Here is a 25,939-nt window from a genome sequence, read left to right as displayed (position 1 = left end):
TTTATATACTCCAATTGATATCTCTTGTTAATTTCGTAATTGCTTTTTTTCATTACGTTAATACTTTATTAAAAATTGGAACTTTTGTTTTTTATTTACCCTAGGAACTTTTGTTTTTTATTTCATAGAAATAGCGAAAGCTATTTTTTTTTTTTTTTTTTTTCAAAAGTCTATAATTTATGTGTAAAAAAAATAGAGAGGGAAAAATGAAAAAAAGCAGACTTTTACTTATTTTATTAGCAATATTTTTTGGGTACCTAGGAGCAGATAGATTTTACGCCGGACGCTTCTGATTAGGGTTGTTAAAATTATTAACTGGTGGACTTTTTGGTATTATGTACATTGTTGATATTATTTTAGCCATTCTAGGCTTACAAAAAGACGGAACAGGTAGAAATATTTAATTAAAGAAAATCAAGAAAATAGGGATCTATTTTCTTGATTTTAATTTATATAAATTACTGATTAAATTATAGAAATTTAAATAATCTAAGCTATAAATTTGATAGTTTTTCTTTTTCACCTTCGATGTGACAAAGTCTGCAACGTGCTTCGTATTCTGAATCGCCTAAGACATTTAAGTCTTGCGATTTTATTTTACGAAATGAAAATCCCGCAGGAGCTTTACATTTAACGCAAACAGCTTTTAATTTTGATACCTCGTCGGCAATGGCAATAATATGTGGAGTGATGCCGAATGGTTTTCTTAAGAAATCTAAATCTAACCCCGATACTAATACATTAACATCATTGCATAATAATTCTTCAATAACCATAGGTAAATCTTCATCGAAAAAGTTCATTTCATCTATAGCAACTGCTCTGTATTCTTTATTTCATAATTTTAGTATTTCTTTTGAACTTGTAACATTTTGCGAACTAAGTCTTGCTCCTGTACGTGAAATAAGTTCACTTTCACTAAAACGATTGTCAAAAGATGGTTTAATTACCAACGTCTTTACGTCTGCTCATTTTAAAGTATTGACACGTTTTAATAATTCTTCTGTTTTGCCCGAAAACATCGGACCTGTGATTACTTCTAATCACCCTTTTATATTTCCTCTATTCATGTCTATTATTATAAAAAAAACTGACCGTATTTTCCTATTTAACTTAATTTTCTTTGTGAAATTAAAAAGTACTCTAAATCAAAACAAAAAGTCAAAAATTAAGGCCTAAAAGTAAAATATACATAAGCAAGGCTCAAAAAAATTTATCAAAAATATGTAAAAAACTCGCATTTGCGAGTTTATATTATTTGATTAAAGCTAATTCGGTTAATGTTTTAACCATTGGTCCTTGTGGAACTTCGTTAATGTCTGCGGTACCAGCAATATCGATGTGAATGTATTCTACATCTTCGGTAAATTCTTTTAAGAACATAGCCGCTGAACATGAACCAGCGTTACCTGATAAATCAGTGTTTTTTAAGTCAGCAACAACAGATTTTTTAATGTTTTGACTAAATGCTTCATCAAATGGCATTCTTCAAACAAGTTCGTTTGCATTTTTGGCAGCTTGTGAAAGATCTTCTCATGCTTTATCGCTAGTTGCTCAAACACCTGAATAGGTGTGTCCTAGAGCAACAACGATTGCACCGGTTAAAGTCGCAACATCAATAATACGAGTCGCTTTTAAGTTTCTAACTGCGTATGTAATTCCGTCAGCTAATACTAAACGACCTTCAGCATCAGTGTTGTTAATTTCAACGCTTTTACCATTCATTGATTTTCAAACTGAATCAGGTAATGACGCATCACCATTAACACGGTTGTCAGTGATAGCCATAACGGCAGCAAAATTTTTCTTAGGTTTTAGTTGAGCAATTGCTTTTAGAGTTGAAGCAACAATTACAGAACCTGACATGTCATATTTCATGCCTAACATTGAACGTGATGGTTTTAATGAGTATCCACCAGCATCAAATGTGATTCCTTTACCAACTAATACAGTTTTTTCTTTTGATTCAGGATCTCCGTTGTATTCAATTACAACCACACGAGCTTCATACATTGAACCACGATTAACTGATAATAATAAGCCCATTCCTAATTCTTCGATTTGTTTTTTGTTTAAAACGCTAACTTTTAAGTTTTCATATTCTTTGAAATCATCGGCGATTTTTTGAGCTAAAACTTCTGAATTTAGCACGTTTGGAGGTGTAACTTGTAAGTCACGTGCGTAGTTTGTTGCTTTTGCTAAAATTAAAGCTTTTTTAACTTTAGCTTCCAATTCTTTATCAACATCTTTTTTGAAAGCTTCTAAAACAAGTTCATTGTCGTTTCTGTCTGTTTTTAAGTTAAACAGTTTTGCTTTTTCAAAATATTGACCACGAATGAATGCTTCCATAACTTTAGCAGCGTCTAAATTTGGGGTTGTGAATGAATCAACGTCAAATTGGTAACTACGTGCTAAATTGATTGATAATTTACCGAAAAATTTAACTAACGATGTGAAAGATAATTTATCTTTTTCGCCTAAATAAACATAAGCCACATTATCATTTAAAAACTCAGTTATTGCTTGGTTTTTTTCAATTAAATGTTCGATTTTTTTATCTTCTTTAAAAGTTGCTTTTAATAAAACATCTTTGTTTCTATTTTGGTTTATTTTTTCAAATAACATAATTCTCCTTTACTAGTATATGAATATTTTAACACTATAAATTTTGCACATATAATTTTTGCCTTTATTATTTTAATTTTTTAAATAATGATTCAATTATAAATGTATAATAAAATCATGCAAAATTATGACGGTGACAAAGATTTCAAAACATTTTCTCGTTGATCGATTCGCAAGATTACATTCATCGGTATTTTGATAGCAATTTCAGTTGCGTTTTTTTTAATTGTCTTTCAGCTAATGCCATTGATTTCGTTGCCTTCGTATAAGATAAGTATCATAGGTTTGCCGATTAAAATTACAGGATTTATTTTTGGTCCTTTTGTCGGTGCCTTTGTCGGTGCCACTTCCGACTTAATATCATTTATGTTTGTGCCGACTTATTTTAATCCGCTATTTTTATTAGCAGCCGTTTTAGATGGCATCATCCCTGGAATAATTGGTTTATTATTTATGAGACTAATCAGATTTATTTTTGGTGGTCGATTCCAAAGAAGTTTACACGAAGAAACTATTAAAACCTTGTTTAAAAGAATAGAAAGATTACAAATAGAGCCGGATAAAAATGCGAAAAAAATAAAACTTTTAGAAAACCGAATCATTAAACTATTTTTTAAATTAAAACAAAACGATAATTCTAAAAAAGTTAACTCTAAATTGCTAAATGTTAACATGATTGTGTGTTTATCGATATTGTCAATTGTTTCGATGGTTGTTATTTACTTAATAGGCTTTAAAATAAATAATCAAACAATTGAAAACGGAATAATTCCTAATAGATGAGTTTTACTGGCGTTGATGTTATCAGGTTATTTTGCGATGATTTTATTCATCTTTATTACTAGATTTAAGCTTAAATCTTCGCTATATATCATAATTGTTCCTATTGTTGTGTTTTCGGCATTAATTGAATTATTTAATGTTCCAATTTTAGCACTGGCCGAAAAAGAATCAATTGGTGCAGGTAGTTCATCTTCAATCTTTGTCTACATGTTCCAACACATAATCATTAGTCCTGTTAAAATATGGGGAAATATGTTTATTATTTTCTTTACTTATAAAATAATTTCACCAATGATATATAAAAATCACAGCATCTCTTACTAGATGCTTTTTTTGTTAGCATAATTAAATTATTTTTGTATTAATAGAAAAGCATTAAAATAGAGAAATGAAAAGATTAAAAAAAATTAATTTAGTTATGTCGCTTAGTGCAATCGGATCTATTCCGTTTTTAGGTGCATCATGCCTTCAAGGAATTGTTTCACCAAAATCAAACGGCGATAAAAATAATGACGTTCCCACCAATAATACAAATCAAGACGCTAATGATAAACCACAACGTGTTGATAATGTCAATAACAATATAGCAGAGCAAAATGTTTCTGACAACATTGAAGAAACTTCACATCAAGACACAAATGCTAAAAATGGCAATACAAAAACTGCCAACTCTAGGTCAAAAAGAAGTACGCAACCACCTGCTCCTATCTATGTTTATACTGACGAAACAATTCGGTCAAGATTAATAAATAATGGTGAAAAAGAGTTTAGAGACTTAGATTCTCAATCTAATCCAAAGATTTTATTTGACACTTACAGTCATATTTCAACCGGCGACGACTATATTAATGTTAATGATTTTGTCAATAGAATAATAGCCAACAATAACACTAACTATTTTAAAATCGAAGCACAAGATTCAAAAAACATTACATTTAAAATCAACAACACTAACAGACTAATTTTTGATGAAGAATATGATACAGTGACTTTTGACTCACAAAATGCTTTTGAGATTGCTCCGTTTAATGGCAATTCTTTTGGCGATGATTCAATCAAATATGAAGGTATTGAAACACACAAAACAAAGCCAAGCACTACAATTGACTTGTCAAAATACAACGTTGATGTCATTGTTGATAACGGAAATGTATATCTACCAGTTTCAGTATTTAATTTAATGTTTCTAAGTGGTTCGTACTATAACGTGTATTACAATAACGATAGATTTGTTGGAGCAAGTTATAATACAAGTCGTTCAAATCCAGGACTTTTATACTCTTTCTATACATCAAGCAATACTCATGAACCAACTGTGCAAAGCAGGATAAATAATTACAACTATTTAAGATTATTGTTTGATCATTATTACGGACTGGCAAAACGTTTTTATCAAAAAAACAATGTCAATAATTTTGATGAATTTTCAATTAAAACAAATTTAAAACAAAAATTATTAAGCACCAATGTGAATGTTTACAAAGGTGCCTATGAAAAATTATGATATAAATACCTAGACGATCTACATTCAAGATTGATTTCTAAATCATACTATGACATTTATGATGGACAAATTGCCGACTACTTTAATTTTGACGGACGTGAATTGTCGGCTAAAAGCAATAAACATGCAGTAAAAAAAGATGAATTGGTATCTTATAGGGAAAAATCTATCACTAGAGATCGCAATGGTATATACAATTTAAATAATAAAATAACACACGTGCACGGGGATACGGCTAGAATTGTTCTAGACGAGTTTGTCTCAGCTACTGAAAAACAAAAACGATTGCCGGATGCTTGAAGATTTGATACATATTTAAAAATGCGAGCAGCTCTAAATCGTATTAAAAGTGACGATCCGCACGGAAAAGTAAAAAACATTATTTTAGACATTTCATTAAATGGCGGTGGTAGCACTGATGCTCTACAAAAAGTTTTAGGTTTTTTAAGCAATCAAACATTGAATTTATTCATACAAAATCGACAAACAGGTGAATATAAAGAACTTAGTTACAAAGTAGATACTAATGGGGACGGTGTTGTTGATTCACGAGATGGTTTCACAAATTACAAATGATACATTTTGGTTGGAATTAATACATTTAGTGCCGCAAATCTTTTAACACATGCTGCTAAAGAGATGAAAATAGCCACAATAATTGGTCAAAAAAGTGGTGGCGGAATGTTTTCAGTGTTTCCGACAGTTTTACCTGACGGGACAAATGTTGATATTTCTAGCGTCAATGGTTGAACCGGTGGTACAAACAAATCAATCAAATCTATCAAGGATTTACCATACACTGAAGATGGAGTTGATGTCGACTACTTCGTGAATTATGAAAACTTTGCAGATCATGATATTTTGCACAAGCTAATTAAAAATAATCAATAATCGCTTTTATTATTGCGATTATTGATTTTTTATTTTACAATTTAACTATGAAATTTAAATCAACATTGAAATTTATGCCATTAATTGCCGCTACATCTTTAGCTCCAATTGCCTCTGTTGCGTGTTTAAGACTAATTCACAGAGATATTTTTGTATCCGAAGATGTTCCAGATGAATTAGATTTTGTTGCTAATGCTAGCTTTAGTAACATTAGCAACAATTATGTCATTGCCGACCAAAATATAAATATTTTCAAAAATAAACAAAATAAAGATACTTATATCAATGTTAATGAAGTAATCAAAAAATTAAATGGTTATTTTGACTTAGAAAAAATATCTCAAATTGATGTTGTTGACGATAAAGGGATAATTGAAAAAAATGATGGAGATGTAATTGAATTTGCTTTAGGTCAAGACGTGATTATTTATTCTGGAAGCGAAGCTTTTGAATTGGCAAAATCTTCTGTTTCATATGATTATAATAAGTACATACATTTTTTGAACTTTTCAACAAAATCTCTACGCCCAAAAGATGAGCTTTTACCTTATATTGATTTAGGAAAATACAATATGAAGATTTTTGCTAAAAACAAAAATATCTATATGCCTTTAAGTTTATTCAATTTATTATTTATGTCGCAAAATTATTATAATCTTCAGTACAATGGTGTTTCACTAGTGGGGATAGATTATAATATTTCACATGATGCTGATAATGTTGAATATGAAAAATTTTACAATCAAAGCAAACTCGAAGTCAATGATCAACAACGCCTAAATAATTATAATTTTTTAGCATTATTATTTGATAATTTCTATGGCTTATCAAGTGAATTATATAAAAAATACAATTCAACAAGTTTTGATGAATTTACACATTCTGTAGGCTTATACGACAAAATAATTGATAAAAAATATTCAGTATACACAGGTGCCTATCAACAGTTATGATATAAGTACTTAAATGAATTACATTCAAGAATTATCACAAAAGGCTACGCAGCACCAAGTAACACAAATTTAAATCAAAAAGATGGTAGAGCTCTTTCTCGAAAATGACAAAAATATATGCAAGTGCTTGACAAGCTTACAAAATTAAGAGAACAAGAAGAACCAAAAAACATTGTTGTAGTTGAGAATGATGTTGCGAGAATAAGAATTGATTCGTTTTTATCAGGAACTAATGAAGAAATTGCACGTAGCGATTCATATTTATATGACTCGTACGAATTGATGAAAGCGGCAATAGCTAAAATTCAAAGAGTTGATAGAGAAGGTAAAGTTAAAAATATTGTTATTGATATTTCACAAAATGGCGGTGGTAGTTCCGCTGCTTTAGAAAAAGTTGTTGGTTTTTTAACAAAGAAACCATATAGCTTATTTGTGCAAGATCGCATGACTAAAACATACTCAGATATTGAAATAGGTATTGATACTAATTCAGATGGTAAATATAATTCAGAAGATGGTTACAATCAATATCATTGGTATCTTTTAACAGGAATTAATACATTTAGTGCTGCAAATTTATTTGCGCATATAGTTAAACAAACTGGAATGGCTAAAATTATTGGTCAAAAAAGTGGCGGCGGTATGTTTGCTGTTTTACCGACTATTTTGCCAGATGGCACAAATGTCGATATTTCAGGGCCAGATGCCTGAACGGGTCCAAAAAGTAATATTAATTCTATAAGTGATTTACCAATCAGTGAACACGGTGTGAAACCTGATTATATATACAGTTATGATGATTTTTATAATTTGAAAAAGATTGGTGATTTTATAAAATCGATTGACAACCATTAGATAATTTTGTTAGTTTCAATTTAAGTTTTAATTTGCTAAAAGCGATTAAAAATTTTAATTGATATATATTAAAAATAGTTTCTTAATATCTAGCTTTAGTATATAATGATATCGATGCGTTCCCAATGTGAACGATTACGAACTCCACAGGATTCGTTGCTTAAGAGTATATTGCTCCCTTCAATCAAATAATTGAATAAGCCTTATGCGTGATGCTTATTTATTTTACTTATTTATATGTTAATCAACCTAAAGACGATTATTCGTCTTTTTTTATATAATTAGCATATGAAATTTAATAAAAACCAAACCATTAATAATGTAGAAGCAATAAATTTATCATATGAAGGTATGGGAGTCGTAAAAATAGACGACTATCCTTTATTTGTCGAAAATTTATTAGTTGGCGAAATTGCAGACATAGTTATCAAAAAAGCAAATAACAAGTTTGCTTTTGCCAAAGTCTTAAAAAGACACAAAATTTCGCCGCAAAGAATTAATGTTCCAAACGAACAATTAATGGAATCTGGCTCTACAGCAATTGCGATGCTATCCTATGAAGATCAATTGAAATTTAAAGAAGAGTTTGTTAAATATTTATTCGGGCGTAATATTCATTTTGACAATGTTTTACCGATACTAAAAAGTAAAAATGAATGAAATTATCGCAATAAAATCACAGTATTTGTGAGTGAATCTAACGGTCAGGTAATTTTTGGTTTATATGAAAAAAATACACACAATATTATTCAACAAACAAATTATGATTTGGCTCACAAAAATATTAATACTATGATTAAGTGACTAGAGAAAAATATCAATAATTTCAATGAATTTATTGAAAATATTCGATATATTGATAGTTTTACCTTTAGATATTCAGAATCATATGACGAGTTTATTGTGATTATAAACACTAATCATTTTGTAAAATTAAGCGAAGACTTTTTAGCCAGTTTTCTTGCAAAATTTCCTAATTTAGTCAATATCATTCTTAACATTAAATCAAAGAAAAAAGACAGATCAATTTCTTTATTAAATAACAAAACTGGAATAAAAGACAAGATCGGAAATCTTGTTGTTAATATAAACTGGAATAGTTTTTTCCAAATAAATTCAAGTCAAACATACAATCTTTACAAGTTGTTAATAGACAATTTGAATCTGAATAAAGAAGATGTAGTTATTGACGCTTACAGTGGTGTAGGAACAATTGCTTTAACAATTGCTCCGTTAGTAAAAAAAGTATATGGTCTTGAAATTATTCCTGAAGCAGTACAAAATGCCGAGCAAAACGCAAATATTAATAATATAACTAACTCAGTGTTTTATGCTGGCGATGTTAATAAAAATATTTTTAAAATAAATGACGCCAACATACTGATTGTTGACCCACCGCGCTCGGGAATGGGCACAGAGTTTTTTAACTCTGTAATAAAATATAAACCAGAAAAAATCGGTTATATATCATGCAATGTCCACACAATGTGTCGTGATATTGATATGCTACAACGCAACGGTTACAAGTTGGAATATTTAAGACCATGCGATATGTTTAGTCAAACACACCATATTGAATGTGTAGGTGTTTTAACAAAAAATAGAGAAAATTAATTCTCTATTTTTTGTTTAGGATAAAGTGATTTATTGTTTTTGCTAAACCACCATTTTTGTAGTCATATGGACTAATAAAATTTGCCATTTTTTTAAATTCAGCACTCGCATTTTTCATTGCGATCACATGTTTTACTTTGCCAACAGTTGTGGAGTCATTCATAGTATCGCCAATATGAACACAATTTTCAGGTGAAATATTATTTAACTTGCTGAATAAAACCTCTCCCAATCCTTTTGATGCGTTTATGTTAGTAACTTCAATAAAAGTTGAATAGCTACGTGCGTTAAGGATGTTTAACTGGTCACCAAACTTACTGGTTAACTCATTTTTAAATTTTAGGAATAATTTTTTATTTTTAGGTATAAAAATAAATTTAAAGATTTCAAAATTATATGTAAAACTTTCAATCGGCTTTGCCATTCCGCCTTTCAATTTAGTCAATAACTTTATCATCATTGAATTAGTATATGTGCTATTTTTAAAGTCAGAATTCACGATTGTTGTTACTTTATATTTTTTAATTAAAATTGATATTTGTTTTATTATTTGTGTTGGAATTGAAGATGAAAAAACTTCTTTACCGTCCATAAGAACTTTGGCTCCGTTTCAAGCAATAATGTTCGAAGGGTCATTTATTTGATTTAATATGTCTTTTGTTTTTTGGTTTAGCCCTCTGCCTGTTGAAACTATTACTCTAATTCCATTTTGACGACATTTTTCAATAATTTCCAGATTTTTTTTACTTAAAAGTTTGCGTTTATAATCTAAACTTGTACCGTCTAAATCAATAAATATCAATTTAATATTTTCTATTTTCATAACAATATTATAACTTAGAAAATTATTTAAAACATTGTGTATTTTCTAAAAAAAAGAGAAACATTACTGTTCCTCTAAATTTAATTTTGTGCTTAATTTATATGATTTTGTAAAAATCTGATTTGCATTATAAGCGATAAATTTCAATTCTAGTTCACCATCGTCTATAAAATGATAGTCAAATTCCAATTTATCAACATTTGTTTGCATGTTTGCAACGACATAATTGAATACTGCATTAACTATTGACTTGTCGAATATTGCCTTGTTATCAATATATCTTACATATTCATAAAATTGATTTTTGTTGATTACAGGGTAAATTTCATCCTGATTTATTTTATATTCAGCTTTTTCTTCAATTTTATTCTTATTCTTTTTCGTTAATGATACCGTTACTATTGGTATGGTTATACTGGCTATTACACTCAAGCTAGCTATTGGTATTATTATTTTTTTCTTGTTCATTATTTATTCTAAATTTATTGAAAAAGTCAATATTCATTGGGTTGTTTTTGATAATTGTTTCGATATCATTTGCGCTGAAGGAATATTTTAATTCACTTACTTCAAGGACATCTTGTTCAACATCCATACTGATCATTCCATCAATTGGGTCTAAAATTCTATTTTTGACATTTTGTGTGTTGTTGATGTAGATTTTAATTAAATTATCATTATTATCAAAACCACCATTGTCAAAAATATATTTATATGTTGTTGTTAAGTCACCTTTAAAATTGTAAGGAATAAAAAGCCCTTTCTTGTCGAAGTTGTAACCATCTTGAATAGAATTTGTCTTGTAGCTGTATTCAGTAGGTCAGTCGAAAACATATCTTTTTTGTTCGCTGTTGCTATTGTAAAATGTTGAAATTGTTTCGGAATGCAAATTAAGATTGTTTAAGTTTTGTCATTGTTCTCCGCTGAATGAGTGTAGCTCATTTTTACTCAATGATTGATATTGATTTCAAATTCTTTTGTACTCATCAAATATTGAAAAATTGCTATTATTTCAGTATTTTTCAGCTTTTATTACTGACTTAGAGACACCTATTTCTTCGTTATTTTGATGTGTTATTTTATTGAAATTTATATTCGTGTCAATATAGTAAGTTTTATTATCGATTGTGTCATTATTTAGTTCACCAAACTCAAATAAATATCTTTCAGCGACTTTAAAATTAGCTTTATTTTCTTTGCTTTCAATCCGGTATTCTTTAACTTGATTTGTACTTTTTTTGATATCTCAAATTTCTTTATTGTTGCCGTTTGTTTGAAAAACAATATTATTTAGTTCGCTAAATTTTAAGCCAAGGGAATCCGAAGAAATAACAACGTGGTAAAGTGTTGCTGCATTTGGTTTAAAATCAATATTTGACTTTTTAAAAGCAAAAAAGTCATCAATATTACCTTGTTTGGCTGGGAAATATTCAATCTCCCTTATGTTAATCTTTGACTTATCGATAAGTTTGTTATTGACGCTAAATTCAAAATCATCTAGACCTACATTTTGGTTTTTTGATTTATAACTCATAACAGGAACAGCAATGGTAAATGCAATATAGAAGCGATCTTTGTTGAAAAATCTTCTAATCTCGACTCTACCTCTTAACACATTTTTGACTTTTAAATATCTTCGCGCCGTTTCAAAATCATATATATTATGTTTAAATTTTTTATTTTTGTCTACGTTAGGATTGGAAGAGACTTTCTTTACAGTAAATTCGTAAGGATCAATTTTTAAATCTCTTTTTTCTACGATTTGCGGTTGTGGATTAGCAGTTAAGATAAAAATACAAAAACTCCTCTATTGCTTTTTTTCTATTTTTATAATAAGTGGTTTTTGAAAAATGCAAATCGTATCAATCTCTATTATTATTTTCGTTAAATTCATTTCTTATAATAAAAGCACTTTCAGGCTTTAAAAGTTCCAATGTTCTTTGAAATTTTGATTCGGGAAAATTGGCTTTGTTATTATTCTGAATACTCAATAACAATTTATTTTTAACTTCATTTTTCTTGTAAGCTTTGTCTAGCATTGCAAGAGATTTCACTGCGTTATACCTTTGTTGTGGCGAAAGTGTATTGTAGTATTGGTTTATTGTTTGTATCATTTTTCTCCTTTCGCTATATCATTTACTTTTTGATTTGAAAACTAGAATAAAAAAACTTTTTTAATATTTCTAGCCTGTTTTTACAGCAAAATTACTAAATTTATCAGTATTTTATAGAAAATTAATTAAAAAAAGCAGTACAACTGCTTTTTATGAATATGTCGGGAATTAATCTTCGAAGTGTTCGATATCTTCAATACGTTGTTGGTGTCTTCCACCTTCATATTGGGTTTTTATATATTCATCCACCATTTTTTTAGCTTCTTCAAATGATACTTGTCTTCCACCAAAGACTAAAACATTAGCATTATTGTGTTGTTTTGCTAGTCTAGCATCTTCTACTGATGTTACACGAGCTGCTCTAATTTCATGGTGGCGGTTCAATGCGTATGAAATACCTAAACCAGTACCACATAAGCCAATACCAAACTCATTATCATTTTTTTTGACATAGTTTGCTAATAAGTGTCCTTGTAAAGAATAAGAAACTCTTTGTGAATCATCAGCAGGGCCTAGATCAACAACTTCATATCCTAAACTTCTTACATATTCAACTAATTTATTTTTTAATTCAACAGCAGCATGGTCGCTTGCTATTGGTACTATTTTTTTATTCATAATCTTCTCCTTTTATTTATATTACTATTATAGTGATAAAAAAATAATGCGAAATAACACTTTTTTGTCATTTATTATTAAAAAACGATTTCTTTTTATAATAAATTCCGTTTTTTTGAATTATTAAAGCGTTTTTTGTTTTATTGACATGAGAATAACAAAACAATACGACACCAAAGATTGCGGCTTACATATCTTGCAATACTTATTTAAAAAAATGAATCATCAAGATGTTGATATATCATATTTGAAATTAAACACAAATTATAGTGATGAAGGAATTAATTTAGTTTCACTGAATTATTTAGCAAATCAACAAGGAATAAATTTAACTGCCTTTAAATGTGATTTTGAACAACTTATTTCAATAAAAAAAGAAGACCTTCCAATAATTATTGTTGTTAATGAAAACGGCTACTCGCACTACTTATTAGTTGAGAAAATTAAAAAAACTCACATTGTAGTGCAAGATTCAAGAGTAGGCTCATCGGTAAAGATTAATTTTGAGCATTTAAAAGAAATTTATACAGGAGTTATTTGTTTTATTGAAAAAGAACACGATTCAAATCGCACTGAGCCAGTTTTAAAAATTGATAATAAATTCAAAGCATTATTTAATTTTAATTTACATAATTTTGTTTTAATTTTGTGTGCAATTATAAATACTGTATTTACATTTGTATCATCATTTTTTATCAAAATAGTCTTTGATTCAATTTTGCCTAACCGATTAGAAAAAACATTATTTTTATTATTTTCACTTTTTATTTGATTGAATATGCTTCGTGTGATTACCAATTTTATTAAACATCTTATTGTTAAAAAAATCACCAATAAAATGGAAATTGATCTTAAAATAGCAATTTTCACCAAACTCAATAACTTGTCAATAAATGAGATGAGCAAATTGACAAAAAATGAAATTTTTAAACGCATAAGCTATATATCTTTAATAGCAAACTATAAAGCAAATTTTGTTTATTCATTCTTTTCGAACTTATTTGCTATTGTTGCTAGCAGTGTTTTATTGATCTGAATAAGTATTGAAATATTCAGTGTAATTTTTATAATTAGTTTATTCGTTTCAATTATTAATTTCATTTTCCATTTATTTATAGAGAAAAAATATTTATCTCATTTACAAAAAGCACATCAATATAATCAATCTGAATTTGACTCTGTATACGGAGTTAATTCTTTCGAAAACGACATTGAAAAAAGATTTCTTGAAATCAATCGCACAAATTCATTAATAAATTTTAAGCAAAGCGAATACAAATTGAAAATCAACGAAAATTACTCATTCTTATTTTCAGAATTATTATTGAGTAATGTTTCTATAATAATCACTACTATTTCAACATTTTTAATTTTTAAAAATAAATTGTCTCTTGGTTCGTTGGCAATGATACTGAGTGCTATGTCGTTTTTTATACATCCGGTTAGTGGTCTAACATCTCTAGTTATGATGTATTCGATTGTTGAAAAACATATTTCTATGATTAATTTTCTGCTGAACTTGAAGAATAAAAAAACTAACAACGATGGCTTGCGAATTGACAAAATAAATTCGATAGCGTTAAAAAATATTAAATATGGCTATGAAACCGGCGTTGATTTATTGAATATAGATGAGCTTAATATTGAAAAAAGTTGCGTCATTGTTGGTGGTAACGGAAGTGGCAAAAGTACTTTATTAAATTTATTACACTATCGTTTTACTGATTGAACCGGCGATATTTTAGTAAATAACCATAATTTGAAATTCATTAATGACGAACATATGATAAATAACACAATTTTAATCAATAACAACGTGTATATTCCGGATATAAGTATCTATGATTTTTTAACACTCAAAAATTATGAAAAGATTGAAGAATTCAATAAAAACATTGAAAAATATCAGCTAGATGAATTGATGGAAAAATTGAATCTGACATTAAATTTATGCTCGAAAAATAACGCAACTAACTTTTCATCAGGGCAAAGACAATTCATAATATTGCTTAAATTATTTACTCAAAAATACAATTTAATTTTATTGGACGAAGCATTTGAAAATATCGATAAAGAGATTTTTGAGCAAATTAAACAAAAAATTACTGAATATCAAAAAAATGCAATGTTTATAGAAGTGAGTCATTCACATAAATACTTAAAACAAGAGGAGGTTATTGACATTGAAAAGATTAACAGAACTTAATAAGTATTTTTGAATCAGTATTGCATTAATATTATTATTTTCAATCTTTTTATTGTATTTTTTGTTGATTTCGAATATAGAAAAAACAATCAAAATTCAATTTATTATTGATCCTAACAAAAAAATGATTTTGCTAGCACCCGAGAAATCATTATTCTTTATTGAAAAAAATAAACAACTTACAATATCTTACTCTGGAAAAATATACACATTAAAAGTGTCGGGTATAAATACAATTAATAGCAATGTTTTTGTTACTTTTTATACTATTCCGCCCAAAGTAAGATTAATTCCCAACACGACTATTGACGGAGTTTTAATTTACGATAAAGTAAGACTTATTGACGCCCTTATTGCATTTAATTAATATTAAGATAAGAAATAAATTTTTAATATTATAATTAAATCATGATTGAAATTAATATTAATATAGAGAATGGCAATTCATTCAATTTTGAAAATGAATATAAACAAATACTGCAAAATTTACAGGATTATTTCGGTATAAAAAAGACAATAATATTAGATGTTTCAATTGTAAATAATGAAAAAATTAAGGAATTAAACAAAGAATATCGTGGCAAAGATTATGCCACTGACATTTTGTCTTTTGATTTTGGTAATGATGACATTTACGCTGATTTACCAATTTTACCAATCGGTGAGCTGGTAATTAGCCACGAGAAAGTTGAACAACAAGCTCAGGAATACAATCATTCACTGCGTCGTGAATATTGTTATCTATTTGCTCATGGTCTAATTCATCTAATGGGTTATGATCACGAAATTCCAGAAGAAAAAATCGAAATGGACAAAATGGTTGATGATATTTTTAATCCCTTAGGTATTACGAGAGAGGAATAATTATGGATGTAAATAAACTAAAATCATATTTAAAATTTTCTTATAGCCCTTGATCTAATTTTAAGGTCGCAGCTATAGCTATTGATGAAGAAGGAAGAGAATGACCAGGTGTAAATGTTGAAAACGCAGCCTTTCCATCTGGTCTATGTGCTGAAAGATCAGCTTTATTTGGCTCAGTAGCAAACGGTGCAAAAGTTGGAACATTTAAAGAAATTCATGTAATTTCATCAGGTGCTGCTGTTATTTCGCCTTGTGCTGGTTGTAGACAAGTTATGACTGAATTCATGGACGATAATGCTTCAGTATATTTATATAGTGGTGACGGGCAAACAGTGCAAAAATACAAACTAATTGAACTTGTTCCACTGCCAATTAGAAGTGAGCAAATTAAATAAAATGAAAGTATGTATTGTTTCGATTATCGGTAGACCTAATGTCGGTAAATCATCGCTGTTGAACCAAATTTTGAACTATGAACTAGCTGTCGTATCGAACATACCACAAACAACAAGAGATCAAATTAGTGGTATTTATAACGAAGAAGGGTGTCAAATTGTTTTTGTTGACACCCCCGGGATTCACAAACCCTTAAATAAGTTAGGTGAAGCATTGAATAAAAATGCCTATGATTCATTGAAAGACATTGATTGTATTTTATTCTTAACTCCTGTAAACGAGTTGATCGGTGCAGGTGATTTGAATATTTTAGAAAAAATTAAAGATAAGACTAATAAGATTGCAATAATTTCGAAAATGGACTTAGCCAAATCACCTGATGAAGTAGCAAGCAAAATTAAAGAATTGCGTGATCATGGCTTTGAAAATATTTTAAGTGTTTCAACAGACAATGATAAGTCAATAAAAATGTTGATTGAAGAACTAAAAAAATATACCTATGAAGGGGAACCATATTACGACGAGGACTTTATAACTGATAAGTCAATGCGCTTTATGGCTAAAGAAATAATTCGTGTATCAGCTATGAAGTTATTAAGAGATGAGTTGCCGCATTCTATTGCTGTCGAGGTTAATGAATTTAATGAAGATTATGAAAATGACCAAATCATAATTAAAGCAAATATTTTTGTAAAAAAAGCTTCACAAAAAGGAATGGTTATTGGTAAAAATGCTCAAATGATTAAGCAAATCGGTATAGATGCTCGTAAAAGAATGAGTAATTTATTTAATTCTCATGTACAACTACATTTAAAAGTAAAAGTTGCCGATAAATGAATTAACAATGATAAATTCTTGAAGAAATTCGGGTATTAGGTAGGAGTAAAAAATGAATAGAAAATATTTAGAAAAAATGTTTGCAGAACACAAAGTTGACGCATTAGTTTCAGAAGCTCAACAAACAAGACTGTGACTAACTGGAATTCAAACAACTGACGGCTATGTCATTATTGAAAAAGACGAAGCTCATTTGTTTGTTGATGGTAGATATATAGAGTATGCAAGAAACAACGCAAAAAATGTGACTGTACACTTATTAGCAGGAACTTCAATGAAAGAATTTTTTGAAGAAAAAAAATACAATAGAGTGGCTTTTGAAAAAGACTATTTAAAAATTGAAACCTGACAATATCTACAAAAATTAATTAAACCAAAAGAAGAAGTTTTTATTTCAGGACAAGAATTGAGAATTTTAAAATCTGAAGAAGAAATTAAAATTATGCAAGCATCAATCGATATTTCATTGAAATCATTAGAACAATTGAAACAATGAATTAAACCTGGTTTTACTGAAAAAGAGGTGGCAGCTAAATTAAATTACTTAATGAAATTAAACGGAGCGGAAAAAGAAAGCTTTGATGAAATAGTTGCATCAGGACCATCATCAGCCGAACCACACCACCACCCAACCGATAGAAAATTAGTTGCTGGCGATTTATTAAAAATAGATTTTGGTGCTTTATACAAAGGTTATTCAGCAGATATAACAAGAACATTTATTTTGTCTAATGACGGGGCAGAAGTTCAAGCAAACAATCCAAAAGCACAAGAAATATTAGATATTGTTTTAGCGGCAGCTAAAGCAGGTAGAGATGCTGTTAGACCAGGGATTAAGGCAAGCGAAATAGATAAAATTTGTCGTGATTATATTGAAAAAGCCGGATACGGTCAATACTTTGTACACGGTACTGGACATGGTTTGGGGATTGATGTACATGAATTACCATATGTAAGTTCAAAAGCAAAAGACTATACTCTTGAACCTGGAATGGTTATTACTGTTGAACCTGGAATTTATATTGAAGGTTTAGGAGGAGCAAGAAACGAAGACGACGTTTTAGTCACTGAAACAGGTCGTTATGTATTTTCTAGACCTGAAGAGAGATCATAAAAATGACAGATATTAAGTCAAAAAAATATTCCTTTTTAGTACAAAAATGTATTGAAGAACCTTTCGTTACATACAAACAACGAATTGAATTGCTTAAGAAATTATTGAAAATTGTACGAGAGAATGAAGAACAAATAAGTAAGTCACTTTATTTAGATTTGAATAAACATACCAATGAATCATATTTTAGTGAAATTGGTTTAGTTATCAGAGAAATAAGAAAGACTATTAAGAATTTAAAAAAATGAATGAAACCAAAAAGAGTTAAAACACCGTTTTTGCTTTTTTCTGGTCATTCAAAAATAATTCAACAAGCCAGAGGTTTGTGTTTAATTATTAGTCCATGAAACTATCCTTTTTACTTAACTATGATGCCTTTGATTTCTGCGATTGCCGCAGGTAATAGAGTTATTATTAAGACTTCGGAATTGAGTGAAAATACAACAAAATTATTGAATGAATTGTTGAATAATCATTTTGATAAAAATTTTGTTTATGTAATGGATTCAAGTATCGAAGGTATTATTGAAATGCTAAAAAATCGCTTTGATTTTATTTTCTTTACAGGTTCCGAAAGAGCGGGAACATTAGTTAGTCAACAAGCTGCAAAATTCCACACACCTATTACTTTGGAATTAGGTGGTAAATGTCCAGTAATTATTGCCGACGATATTGATTTAGAATATTGTGCCACGAAAATTATGTCTGCAAAATTAATTAATTCAGGACAAACTTGTGTGGCACCAGACTATGTTGTAATTGAAAAAGGAAAAGCAGATAAATTTGTTGATTATTGCAATAAATATGTTGAAACACATTTGAGCGATTTGCGTGAATTTCCAAAAATAATTTCTCCGCTTCATTATCATAGAATACTAAATTTGTTGCCTGATAATGTAAATATTGAGCATTTTGAAGATATGCAAAAAATTTATCCTAAAGCTTTTGTTTCAAAATGAGATAGCAAAGCAATGCAACAAGAAATTTTCGGCCCTTTATTGCCGGTCATTGAATACGATTATTTTAATGAAGTTGTTAACAAAATATCGCTTAGATCACAACCATTATCAACTTATTTATTTACAAAAGATAGTAAGAAAATGGATTTTATATCTAAAAACATCAAAACAGGTTCGTTAGTGATTAATGATTTAATGATTCAATTAGTATCGGAAAATTTACCATTCGGCGGAGTCGGAAGCTCGGGTAATGGTAGAACACACGGCTATGCAGGTTTTTTAAATTTTTCAAATCCAGTAAGTTTTTACAGAAGGAAAAATTTTTCGACAAAATTGAGTGAACATCCGTATACTCAATCAAAATTATCAATAATAAAAAAAATATTAAAATAGAGTGCTTCAGGGCAAAAAGGCTAAAAAAGCACTTTTTTTTATATGTTTATACGGTGTTTGCAAAATATTGTATAATGAAAATTATGAAAGAATTAGATAAAATTACACCACAAGAAACTGACTTTGCTAAATGATATACAGATGTTGTTAAGCAAGGTAATTTAATAGCTTACGGACCATTAAAAGGCACATTAGTTTTCAAACCAAATTCTTACGGAATTTGAGAATTAATCCAAAGATATTTAAATGAAGAATTTAGTCGTTTGGGCGTTAAAAATGTTTATTTACCTTTATTGATTCCTGAGCGTCTTTTCCAAAGAGAAAAAGATCATATTGAAGGTTTTAATCCCGAGCTAGCAACTATTACTCATGTGGGTGAATCAAAACTTGAAGAAAAAGTTTTTGTTCGTCCAACATCTGAAGTTTTATTTGCTGACTTGTTTAAAAATTCAATAGAATCATACAAAGATCTTCCTATTGTTTATAACCAATGAGCCAATGTTGTTCGATGAGAAAAAACAACCAATCCTTTTTTAAGAAGTAGAGAATTTTTATGACAAGAAGGACACACTTGTCATAATAACCCAATGGAAGCTAGACAACTTACAAGAACAATGATTTCGCTATATGCTAAGTTCTTAAAAAATTATTTAGCTATCCCAGTCATTGTCGGTAAAAAAACACCGAAAGAAAAATTTGCCGGTGCATGTTCAACATACACAGTTGAAGCAATGATGAAAGACGGTAGAGCATTACAATCAGGAACAAGTCATTATTTGGCACAAAATTTTTCTAAACCATTTGAAATTATTTTTAAAGACGATAACAACAATAAAGATTATGCATATCAAACATCATGGGGTGTTTCAACTCGCTTGTTGGGAGCAATTATTATGACCCATGGTGATAATCGTGGAATTGTTATTCCACCAAGAATTGCCCCTACCCAAATCGATATAATTGAAATTTTTGCAAACAAAAGCCCTAGAGTTGGGGAAGTTGCTAAGAAATTATTAAAAGAGCTAGGTAGAATTTATAGAGTAAAACTAGATAATTCTGAAAAAAATCCTGGATTTAAAGCATCTAATTCTGAGATTCAAGGTACACCATTAAGAATCGAAGTAGGTCCACGTGATTTGGAAAATGATTTGGTTACAATCGTGCGTAGAGACACCCTAGAAAAAATAGTTTTACCTATAAATGAAGTTAAGAAAACTGTTAAAACTTTATTGAAAGATATTCACAATAATTTATATAACAATGCTAAAAGAAGATTGGACGAAAACACAGCTCGTGTTGATGATTACGAAGCATTTAAAACTGAGATCAATAATCAAAAATTCGTTCTTGCCCCATTCTGTTGTCAAAGCGAGGCTGAGGACTTAATTAAAAACGAAACTGGTGCAACATCACGTTGTATTCCTAAGACAATGGAAAGACCATTTAAAACGATGCCTTGCATCATTTGTCGTAAAGAAACTAAGCGTTTCGTTATCTTTGCTAGAGCATATTAGTTAAACTTAACTTAACTAACTTTTTTCTTAGAAACAGAGAGGTAATTATGTTTCAAAAACTTATTCAAGGTCTGGATATGAGCGAAGGTTTAACAAATTTGCAACGTTATAATGTCGTTTCGCAAATTGCTCAGTTAGAACTTGGACATGCAAAAGCTAAAAAGTTTGCCGCTCTCAATGCAATCAAGAGGCCTTCACGTTTATCGGATGAGAAAAAAGATTCACTATTCAATTATTTTAGTGAAAATATGCAAAGAGTATTAACTTGTGTTTCAAAGTTAAATAAGGAGTTAATAATACAATTATTTTTAATTCCTAACGAAGATAAAAAATGATGAGAAGCGTTATGCTCTAAAACAACATTTTATAAACGTCGTAAAGAAATGGTTGATGAATTTATTTTTTACTATTTTTCAAATTACGACAACTAGCCACTAATGTGGCTTTTTACTTTAAAAGAACAGTATTTTAGTTAATTTATTGTTTACAACGGAGGCGTTTATGAGTTCAACAAATAACAAACGATTTATTAAATTGTGTAATTCATTGAATTTACAAATTTCACAAAGTTTACAAAAAACCGAAGTGGAAAGATATGTACACGACCAAACAAGTGATGTTTTGGAAATTTGGTTTAATTTTAATGATGAAATAGTAACTGATGAATTTTTCGAATTTCATAAATCAATATTAAATAATGCACATTATCGTATAATGCCACATTATCAATTTGATATTTTGCAATATAAACAAGAAAATATTGTTAATTTTATTGAATATTTATTGAATAAATCGCCAAAATACTCAGATTTGAAAAAATCTAAATTTCACAAATTAATGTTAAATAAAGATAACAATAAGTTTGAATTTATTGTTAATGATGAAAATGAATTTAATCATCTAAAACCAAAATTAATGCATTTTGTTGAACAATTGAAACTTTACGGATATAAATTACTAGAAATCGATATAAAGTATGTTCCGGTTAGCGCCCATGAATACGAATTTAGGGCTAATGTTGAATATAAAAAAGAAGAGATTGAAGAATTCAATCGTATGATTAAACAAATTGAAATCAATAAAAAAACAAATAATTCACACTCTTCGGGCAGTTCTAAATCTAAATTTACCAAACGTTGATCGCAAAAAAAATACCAGCAAACTAAAATTAATGAAATAAACATTTTTCCTGAAAAAAGTGATGTTGAAATAGTCGGGGAAATTTTTGAATACGAATTATTAGAAACCAAAAACGGAAAATTTATCTATTCTCTGTCAATATGTGATTATAACGACGCCATTAGTGCCAAATGATTTAGAAATGAACCGTTAGATGAGTCAATAATAAGTAATGATTTTGTTAAAGGCAAATGAATAGCAATTAGGGGTACAACTGCTATTCAAGCATATGGTAAGCCTGAGTGATTCATTTATATTGATAATTATGAACTAACTCAACCTTCTTATTCAATTAGTAAAGATGAATCTGATAAAAATGAAAAACGTGTTGAGTTACATGTTTCTTCAAAATTAAATACGATGGATGGAATAATTGAGCCCGACGAAATTATCAAAAGAGCTCAAAAATTTGAAATGCCAGCAGTCGCTATTTCTGATTTAGATGCGGTGCAAGGATATCCACGTTTTTATCAAGCAGCTAAAAAATCCAATGTTAAGGCGATATACGGAGCCTCTTATTCAACATATTTTAAAAGACCTAAAATATTTTTAGGTTCAGTGCCTAAGGGTAAAATCAATGACCAAGTTTTTATTTCGTTTGATATTGAAACAACTGGTTTAAGCCCTCGTTTTCATGAGTTAATTGAGTATGGTTCATACTCAATAGCTATTGAAAAAACTGACCCTAAACCAACGCAATTTTTAATTAAACCTAAAGAAAAAATCAAGCCTTTTACTACATCGTTGACAGGGATTACACAGCGTGATATTGACACGAAAGCTATTGACTATCGCGAAGCGTTGCAAAGAATTTACAATGATTTAGACGGCAAAATTGCACTTGCTCACAACGCAAAATTTGACTTTAATTTTATTAAAGAACAATTTAGAATCCATAATATGCCATTCCCTAATGTTACTGTTATTGACACATTGATAGTTTCTAGATTGATATTTCCTGAACGTAAAAAACACTCATTAGGTGATTTAGCGAATAATTTAGGTGTTGATTATAACCCTAACGTAGCCCACCGTGCAGACTATGATGCTAAAGTTTTGGCAGATGTTTGAGTCGAAATGATGCACAGAATGGGTGTTAATGGTGTTTTCACTTTTGAAGATTTATACAATTATGAACCTGAACAAAAATTTAGGGATCGTTTTCCTTATACAATCAGTACTTTAGTTAAGAATCAACAAGGATTGAAAAAGCAATTCAAAATGGTAAGTGATTGTTTAACAACAAATTATAGTTACGGACCAAAAACCTACTTTGAAGATATTAAAAAAGATAATGATTTATTGATTGGCTCGGGAACTTTAAGATCTAAGTTGCTTGATGATTATTTTTACTCAAATAATGAAGAATTTTTGAATGAAATATTGCGTTACGATTATATTGAAATACCGCCACCACAGTGTTTTCAACACTGAATTGATATGGATTTCATTACAAAAGAACAACTTCATTTTTCTTTAAAAGAAATTATTATCACGGCTAAAGAATTTGGCAAAATTCCTGTAGCAACTGGAGATGTTAGATATCTAGATTTAATGGATAAAAAAGCATTTGAAATTCTAGTTTATGCCAAAGGAATTGGCGGCTCAAGACACTATCTATACAATTATTCAAGAGCAAGAGATAAAACATTGACTATTCCTAATCAACATTTTTTAACAACTGATGAAATGATAGAGCAGTTTTCGTTTTTAGATGATCAAGACTTAATCAATGAAGTAGTCGTCAAAAATACTCAAAAAATTGCAAATATGATTGAAGATGTACAAGTAATTAAAGACAAACTATACACGCCGAATTTTGATGATTCTAAAACGAAATTGCGTAATCTTGTTTATGAGAATGCTCATAAAAAATACGGCGAAAATTTACCATCTTTAATTAAAGAGAGAATTGAAGCTGAATTGACACCAATCATCAAATATGGTTTTGACGTTATATACTGAATTTCACACAGATTGGTAAAAAAATCGCTTGATGAAGGCTACGTTGTTGGTAGTCGTGGGTCGGTTGGTTCTTCGCTAGTGGCGACTTTAAGTGATATTTCGGAAGTTAACCCACTAGATCCGCATTATGTTTGTGACCAGTGTAAACATTTTGAATTAGCCAATATTGACTCAATTACTTCTTGCTATGATTTACCGGATAGATTATGTCCTAAATGCAATGTGAATATGAACAAAGACGGGCATTCGATTGCTTTCGAAACATTTTTAGGTTTCGAAGCTGATAAGGTTCCAGATATTGACTTAAACTTTTCGGGTGAATTTCAAGGTGAAGTTCACAATGAAACAAAAAGATTATTTGGTGAAACGCACACATTAAGAGCTGGTACTATTTCAACAATTGCTTTTAAAACCGGTTATGGCTATGTAAAGAGTTTTCTTGAAGAAACTGAAAAAAAATATTCTGATTCGTTTGCTTCCTTTTTAGCACAAAAAATCGAAGGTGTTAAAAGAACAACTGGGCAGCATCCAGGTGGTATAATAATTATTCCGACTGAGTATGATGTTTTTGATTTTACTCCAGTCAATTATCCAGCCGATGATACAGATTCAACTTGATTGACAACGCACTTTGAATATAAGGCAATCCACGATAACGTTTTAAAATTAGATCTACTTGGACACGATAATCCTACTATTATTAAAATGTTAGAAAAATACACAGGAATTAAGATTTCATCACTGCCGAAAAAAGATGAAAAATTAATTGAAGTTTTCACATCAACCAAACCATTAGGCATTGAGCCTAGTGATATAGGTTATGAAGAAACTGGAGCAATTGGACTGCCAGAATTTGGTACCAAATTCGTACGGCAAATGTTGGCACAGGCTCAGCCGAAGTCGTTTGCTGATCTTGTTTCTATTTCGGGTCTAAGTCACGGTGAAAGCGTGTGATTGGGCAATAACCAAGATTTAATTATGTCGCAGGGCTTTACTTTACCAGATATTTTTTCATGTCGTGATGATATATTAGCAACTTTAAGGAAAGAAGGTGTTCCTAACCGGTATGCTTTCAATATTATGGAAAAAGTACGTAAAGGTAAAGGTTTAACCGAAGAAGAAGAAAATAAATTGATTGAGTACAAAGTGCCAACGTGACAAATAGAAAGTATGAAAAAGATTAAGTACATGTTCCCTAAAGCACACGCTGTTGCGTATGTGTTGATGGCATGATGAATAGCGTGGTTTAAAATCAATAAACCACTAGCGTTTTATGCGGCATATTACGCAACGCATGCTAATGCGTTAGATATTGAGGGAATGATAGATGTTAAACACGGTAAAAAGGCCCACAATAAATTAACTGCTTTGGAAGCAAAAAATAAAAATGAATTAGAAAATAAAGAAAAAATTATTATGCCTATTCTTGAAATAACGAGAGAATTATATGCCAGAGGATTATATATTTCCAATATTGACATTGAAAAATCACTATCACAAGAATGATTGATAGATGAAGAAAATAATTGCTTAATCCCACCGTTTAGTGCATTAGATGGTCTTGGTAAAGCTGTCGCTGATTCAATTATTACGGCTCGTAATGAAAAACCATATACATCAGTTCAAGATTTTACAAATCGAGCAAAAGTGAATAAAACATTAACAGAAAAAATGAAAGAGTTAGGTGTTTTTGGAACTTTAGATGACACTGATCAAATAAGATTATTTTAGA

The 25,939-nt window shown here is 29.4% G+C and carries 22 protein-coding genes; 15 read left to right on the top strand and 7 right to left on the bottom strand.

Annotation, left to right across the window (positions count from 1 at the left end; translation table 4 throughout):
* Positions 1 to 206 precede the first annotated feature (206 nt).
* Entirely contained in the window at positions 207 to 404 is a 198-nt protein-coding gene (locus tag N1F73_RS00905) for a TM2 domain-containing protein (protein WP_259289833.1), read from the top strand.
* Positions 405 to 494: 90 nt separating this feature from the next.
* Here N1F73_RS00905 and N1F73_RS00900 read toward each other — a convergent pair whose 3' ends face one another.
* Positions 495 to 1,070 (bottom strand): thymidine kinase, encoded by a 576-nt coding sequence (locus N1F73_RS00900; protein ID WP_260359494.1) that lies wholly within the window; start codon positions 1,068 to 1,070, stop codon positions 495 to 497.
* Positions 1,071 to 1,254: 184 nt separating this feature from the next.
* The gene (locus N1F73_RS00895) at positions 1,255 to 2,625 is read right to left on the bottom strand and encodes a leucyl aminopeptidase family protein (RefSeq protein WP_260359493.1); all 1,371 of its coding nucleotides are present in this window, start codon (positions 2,623 to 2,625) and stop codon (positions 1,255 to 1,257) included.
* 117 nt (positions 2,626 to 2,742) lie between these two features.
* On the opposite strand from N1F73_RS00895, the gene N1F73_RS00890 reads away from it, so the two are divergent.
* From N1F73_RS00890 to rlmD, 4 genes are all read left to right on the top strand, one after another.
* Positions 2,743 to 3,732 carry an ECF transporter S component gene (locus N1F73_RS00890; RefSeq protein WP_260359492.1) on the top strand — a complete coding sequence of 330 codons (990 nt, stop codon included), beginning with the start codon at positions 2,743 to 2,745 and terminating at the stop codon, positions 3,730 to 3,732.
* Between the two features lie 64 nt (positions 3,733 to 3,796).
* On the top strand, positions 3,797 to 5,803 hold the full coding sequence (locus N1F73_RS00885) for a S41 family peptidase (RefSeq protein ID WP_260359491.1): 2,007 nt from the start codon (positions 3,797 to 3,799) through the stop codon (positions 5,801 to 5,803).
* Positions 5,804 to 5,850: 47 nt separating this feature from the next.
* Complete coding sequence (locus tag N1F73_RS00880; RefSeq protein ID WP_260359490.1) at positions 5,851 to 7,611, top strand: S41 family peptidase; 1,761 nt, start codon at positions 5,851 to 5,853, stop codon at positions 7,609 to 7,611.
* A gap of 288 nt (positions 7,612 to 7,899) precedes the next feature.
* On the top strand, positions 7,900 to 9,225 hold the full coding sequence (gene rlmD / locus N1F73_RS00875) for a 23S rRNA (uracil(1939)-C(5))-methyltransferase RlmD (RefSeq protein WP_260359489.1): 1,326 nt from the start codon (positions 7,900 to 7,902) through the stop codon (positions 9,223 to 9,225).
* A 4-nt stretch (positions 9,226 to 9,229) separates the two neighbouring features.
* On the opposite strand, the gene N1F73_RS00870 is transcribed toward rlmD, so the two are convergent.
* The 5 genes from N1F73_RS00870 to N1F73_RS00850 form a co-directional block, all read right to left on the bottom strand.
* Positions 9,230 to 10,048 (bottom strand): HAD-IIB family hydrolase, encoded by an 819-nt coding sequence (locus tag N1F73_RS00870; RefSeq protein WP_260359488.1) that lies wholly within the window; start codon positions 10,046 to 10,048, stop codon positions 9,230 to 9,232.
* Between the two features lie 63 nt (positions 10,049 to 10,111).
* Complete coding sequence (locus N1F73_RS00865) at positions 10,112 to 10,516, bottom strand: MHO_1590 family protein (RefSeq protein ID WP_260359487.1); 405 nt, start codon at positions 10,514 to 10,516, stop codon at positions 10,112 to 10,114.
* The gene (locus tag N1F73_RS00860; protein ID WP_260359486.1) at positions 10,482 to 11,663 is read right to left on the bottom strand and encodes an MHO_1580 family protein; all 1,182 of its coding nucleotides are present in this window, start codon (positions 11,661 to 11,663) and stop codon (positions 10,482 to 10,484) included. The genes N1F73_RS00865 and N1F73_RS00860 overlap by 35 nt, the downstream gene beginning before the upstream one ends.
* A gap of 160 nt (positions 11,664 to 11,823) precedes the next feature.
* Complete coding sequence (locus N1F73_RS00855) at positions 11,824 to 12,162, bottom strand: MG284/MPN403 family protein (RefSeq protein ID WP_259290283.1); 339 nt, start codon at positions 12,160 to 12,162, stop codon at positions 11,824 to 11,826.
* Positions 12,163 to 12,330: 168 nt separating this feature from the next.
* Positions 12,331 to 12,780 (bottom strand): RpiB/LacA/LacB family sugar-phosphate isomerase, encoded by a 450-nt coding sequence (locus N1F73_RS00850; RefSeq protein WP_259290282.1) that lies wholly within the window; start codon positions 12,778 to 12,780, stop codon positions 12,331 to 12,333.
* Between the two features lie 148 nt (positions 12,781 to 12,928).
* Between N1F73_RS00850 and N1F73_RS00845 the strand changes: the two genes are divergently transcribed.
* The 10 genes from N1F73_RS00845 to N1F73_RS00800 all read left to right on the top strand — a co-directional run bounded on the left by N1F73_RS00845 (position 12,929) and on the right by N1F73_RS00800 (position 25,938).
* Positions 12,929 to 14,986 (top strand): Mbov_0121 family peptidase domain-containing ABC transporter, encoded by a 2,058-nt coding sequence (locus tag N1F73_RS00845; protein WP_260359484.1) that lies wholly within the window; start codon positions 12,929 to 12,931, stop codon positions 14,984 to 14,986.
* Positions 14,964 to 15,353, top strand: a complete 390-nt coding sequence (locus tag N1F73_RS00840; protein ID WP_260359483.1) for an MAG1140 family protein — start codon at positions 14,964 to 14,966, stop codon at positions 15,351 to 15,353. Before N1F73_RS00845 ends, N1F73_RS00840 begins: the two co-directional genes overlap by 23 nt.
* A 41-nt stretch (positions 15,354 to 15,394) precedes the next feature.
* Entirely contained in the window at positions 15,395 to 15,850 is a 456-nt protein-coding gene (gene ybeY, locus N1F73_RS00835; protein ID WP_259290280.1) for an rRNA maturation RNase YbeY, read from the top strand.
* Positions 15,851 to 15,852: 2 nt separating this feature from the next.
* Positions 15,853 to 16,245, top strand: a complete 393-nt coding sequence (gene cdd, locus N1F73_RS00830) for a cytidine deaminase (RefSeq protein WP_259290279.1) — start codon at positions 15,853 to 15,855, stop codon at positions 16,243 to 16,245.
* 1 nt (position 16,246) lies between these two features.
* Complete coding sequence (era, locus tag N1F73_RS00825) at positions 16,247 to 17,122, top strand: GTPase Era (RefSeq protein WP_260359480.1); 876 nt, start codon at positions 16,247 to 16,249, stop codon at positions 17,120 to 17,122.
* A 13-nt stretch (positions 17,123 to 17,135) separates the two neighbouring features.
* On the top strand, positions 17,136 to 18,197 hold the full coding sequence (locus tag N1F73_RS00820; protein ID WP_259290277.1) for an aminopeptidase P family protein: 1,062 nt from the start codon (positions 17,136 to 17,138) through the stop codon (positions 18,195 to 18,197).
* A gap of 2 nt (positions 18,198 to 18,199) precedes the next feature.
* The gene (locus N1F73_RS00815; RefSeq protein WP_260359473.1) at positions 18,200 to 19,549 is read left to right on the top strand and encodes an aldehyde dehydrogenase family protein; all 1,350 of its coding nucleotides are present in this window, start codon (positions 18,200 to 18,202) and stop codon (positions 19,547 to 19,549) included.
* Positions 19,550 to 19,629: 80 nt separating this feature from the next.
* A complete protein-coding gene (gene proS / locus N1F73_RS00810) occupies positions 19,630 to 21,063 on the top strand; it encodes a proline--tRNA ligase (protein ID WP_396888671.1) in 1,434 nt (477 codons plus the stop codon).
* Between the two features lie 47 nt (positions 21,064 to 21,110).
* Entirely contained in the window at positions 21,111 to 21,494 is a 384-nt protein-coding gene (locus N1F73_RS00805) for an MG284/MPN403 family protein (protein ID WP_259290274.1), read from the top strand.
* Between the two features lie 70 nt (positions 21,495 to 21,564).
* Positions 21,565 to 25,938 carry a PolC-type DNA polymerase III gene (locus N1F73_RS00800; protein WP_260359470.1) on the top strand — a complete coding sequence of 1,458 codons (4,374 nt, stop codon included), beginning with the start codon at positions 21,565 to 21,567 and terminating at the stop codon, positions 25,936 to 25,938.
* Position 25,939 lies beyond the last annotated feature (1 nt).

The organism is Mycoplasma sp. HS2188 (assembly GCF_025209835.1).
Classification (GTDB): domain Bacteria; phylum Bacillota_I; class Bacilli_A; order Mycoplasmatales; family Metamycoplasmataceae; genus Mycoplasmopsis.
Note: the sequence above shows the minus strand (reverse complement) of the source record. Positions and strands in the feature narration are given on the sequence as shown.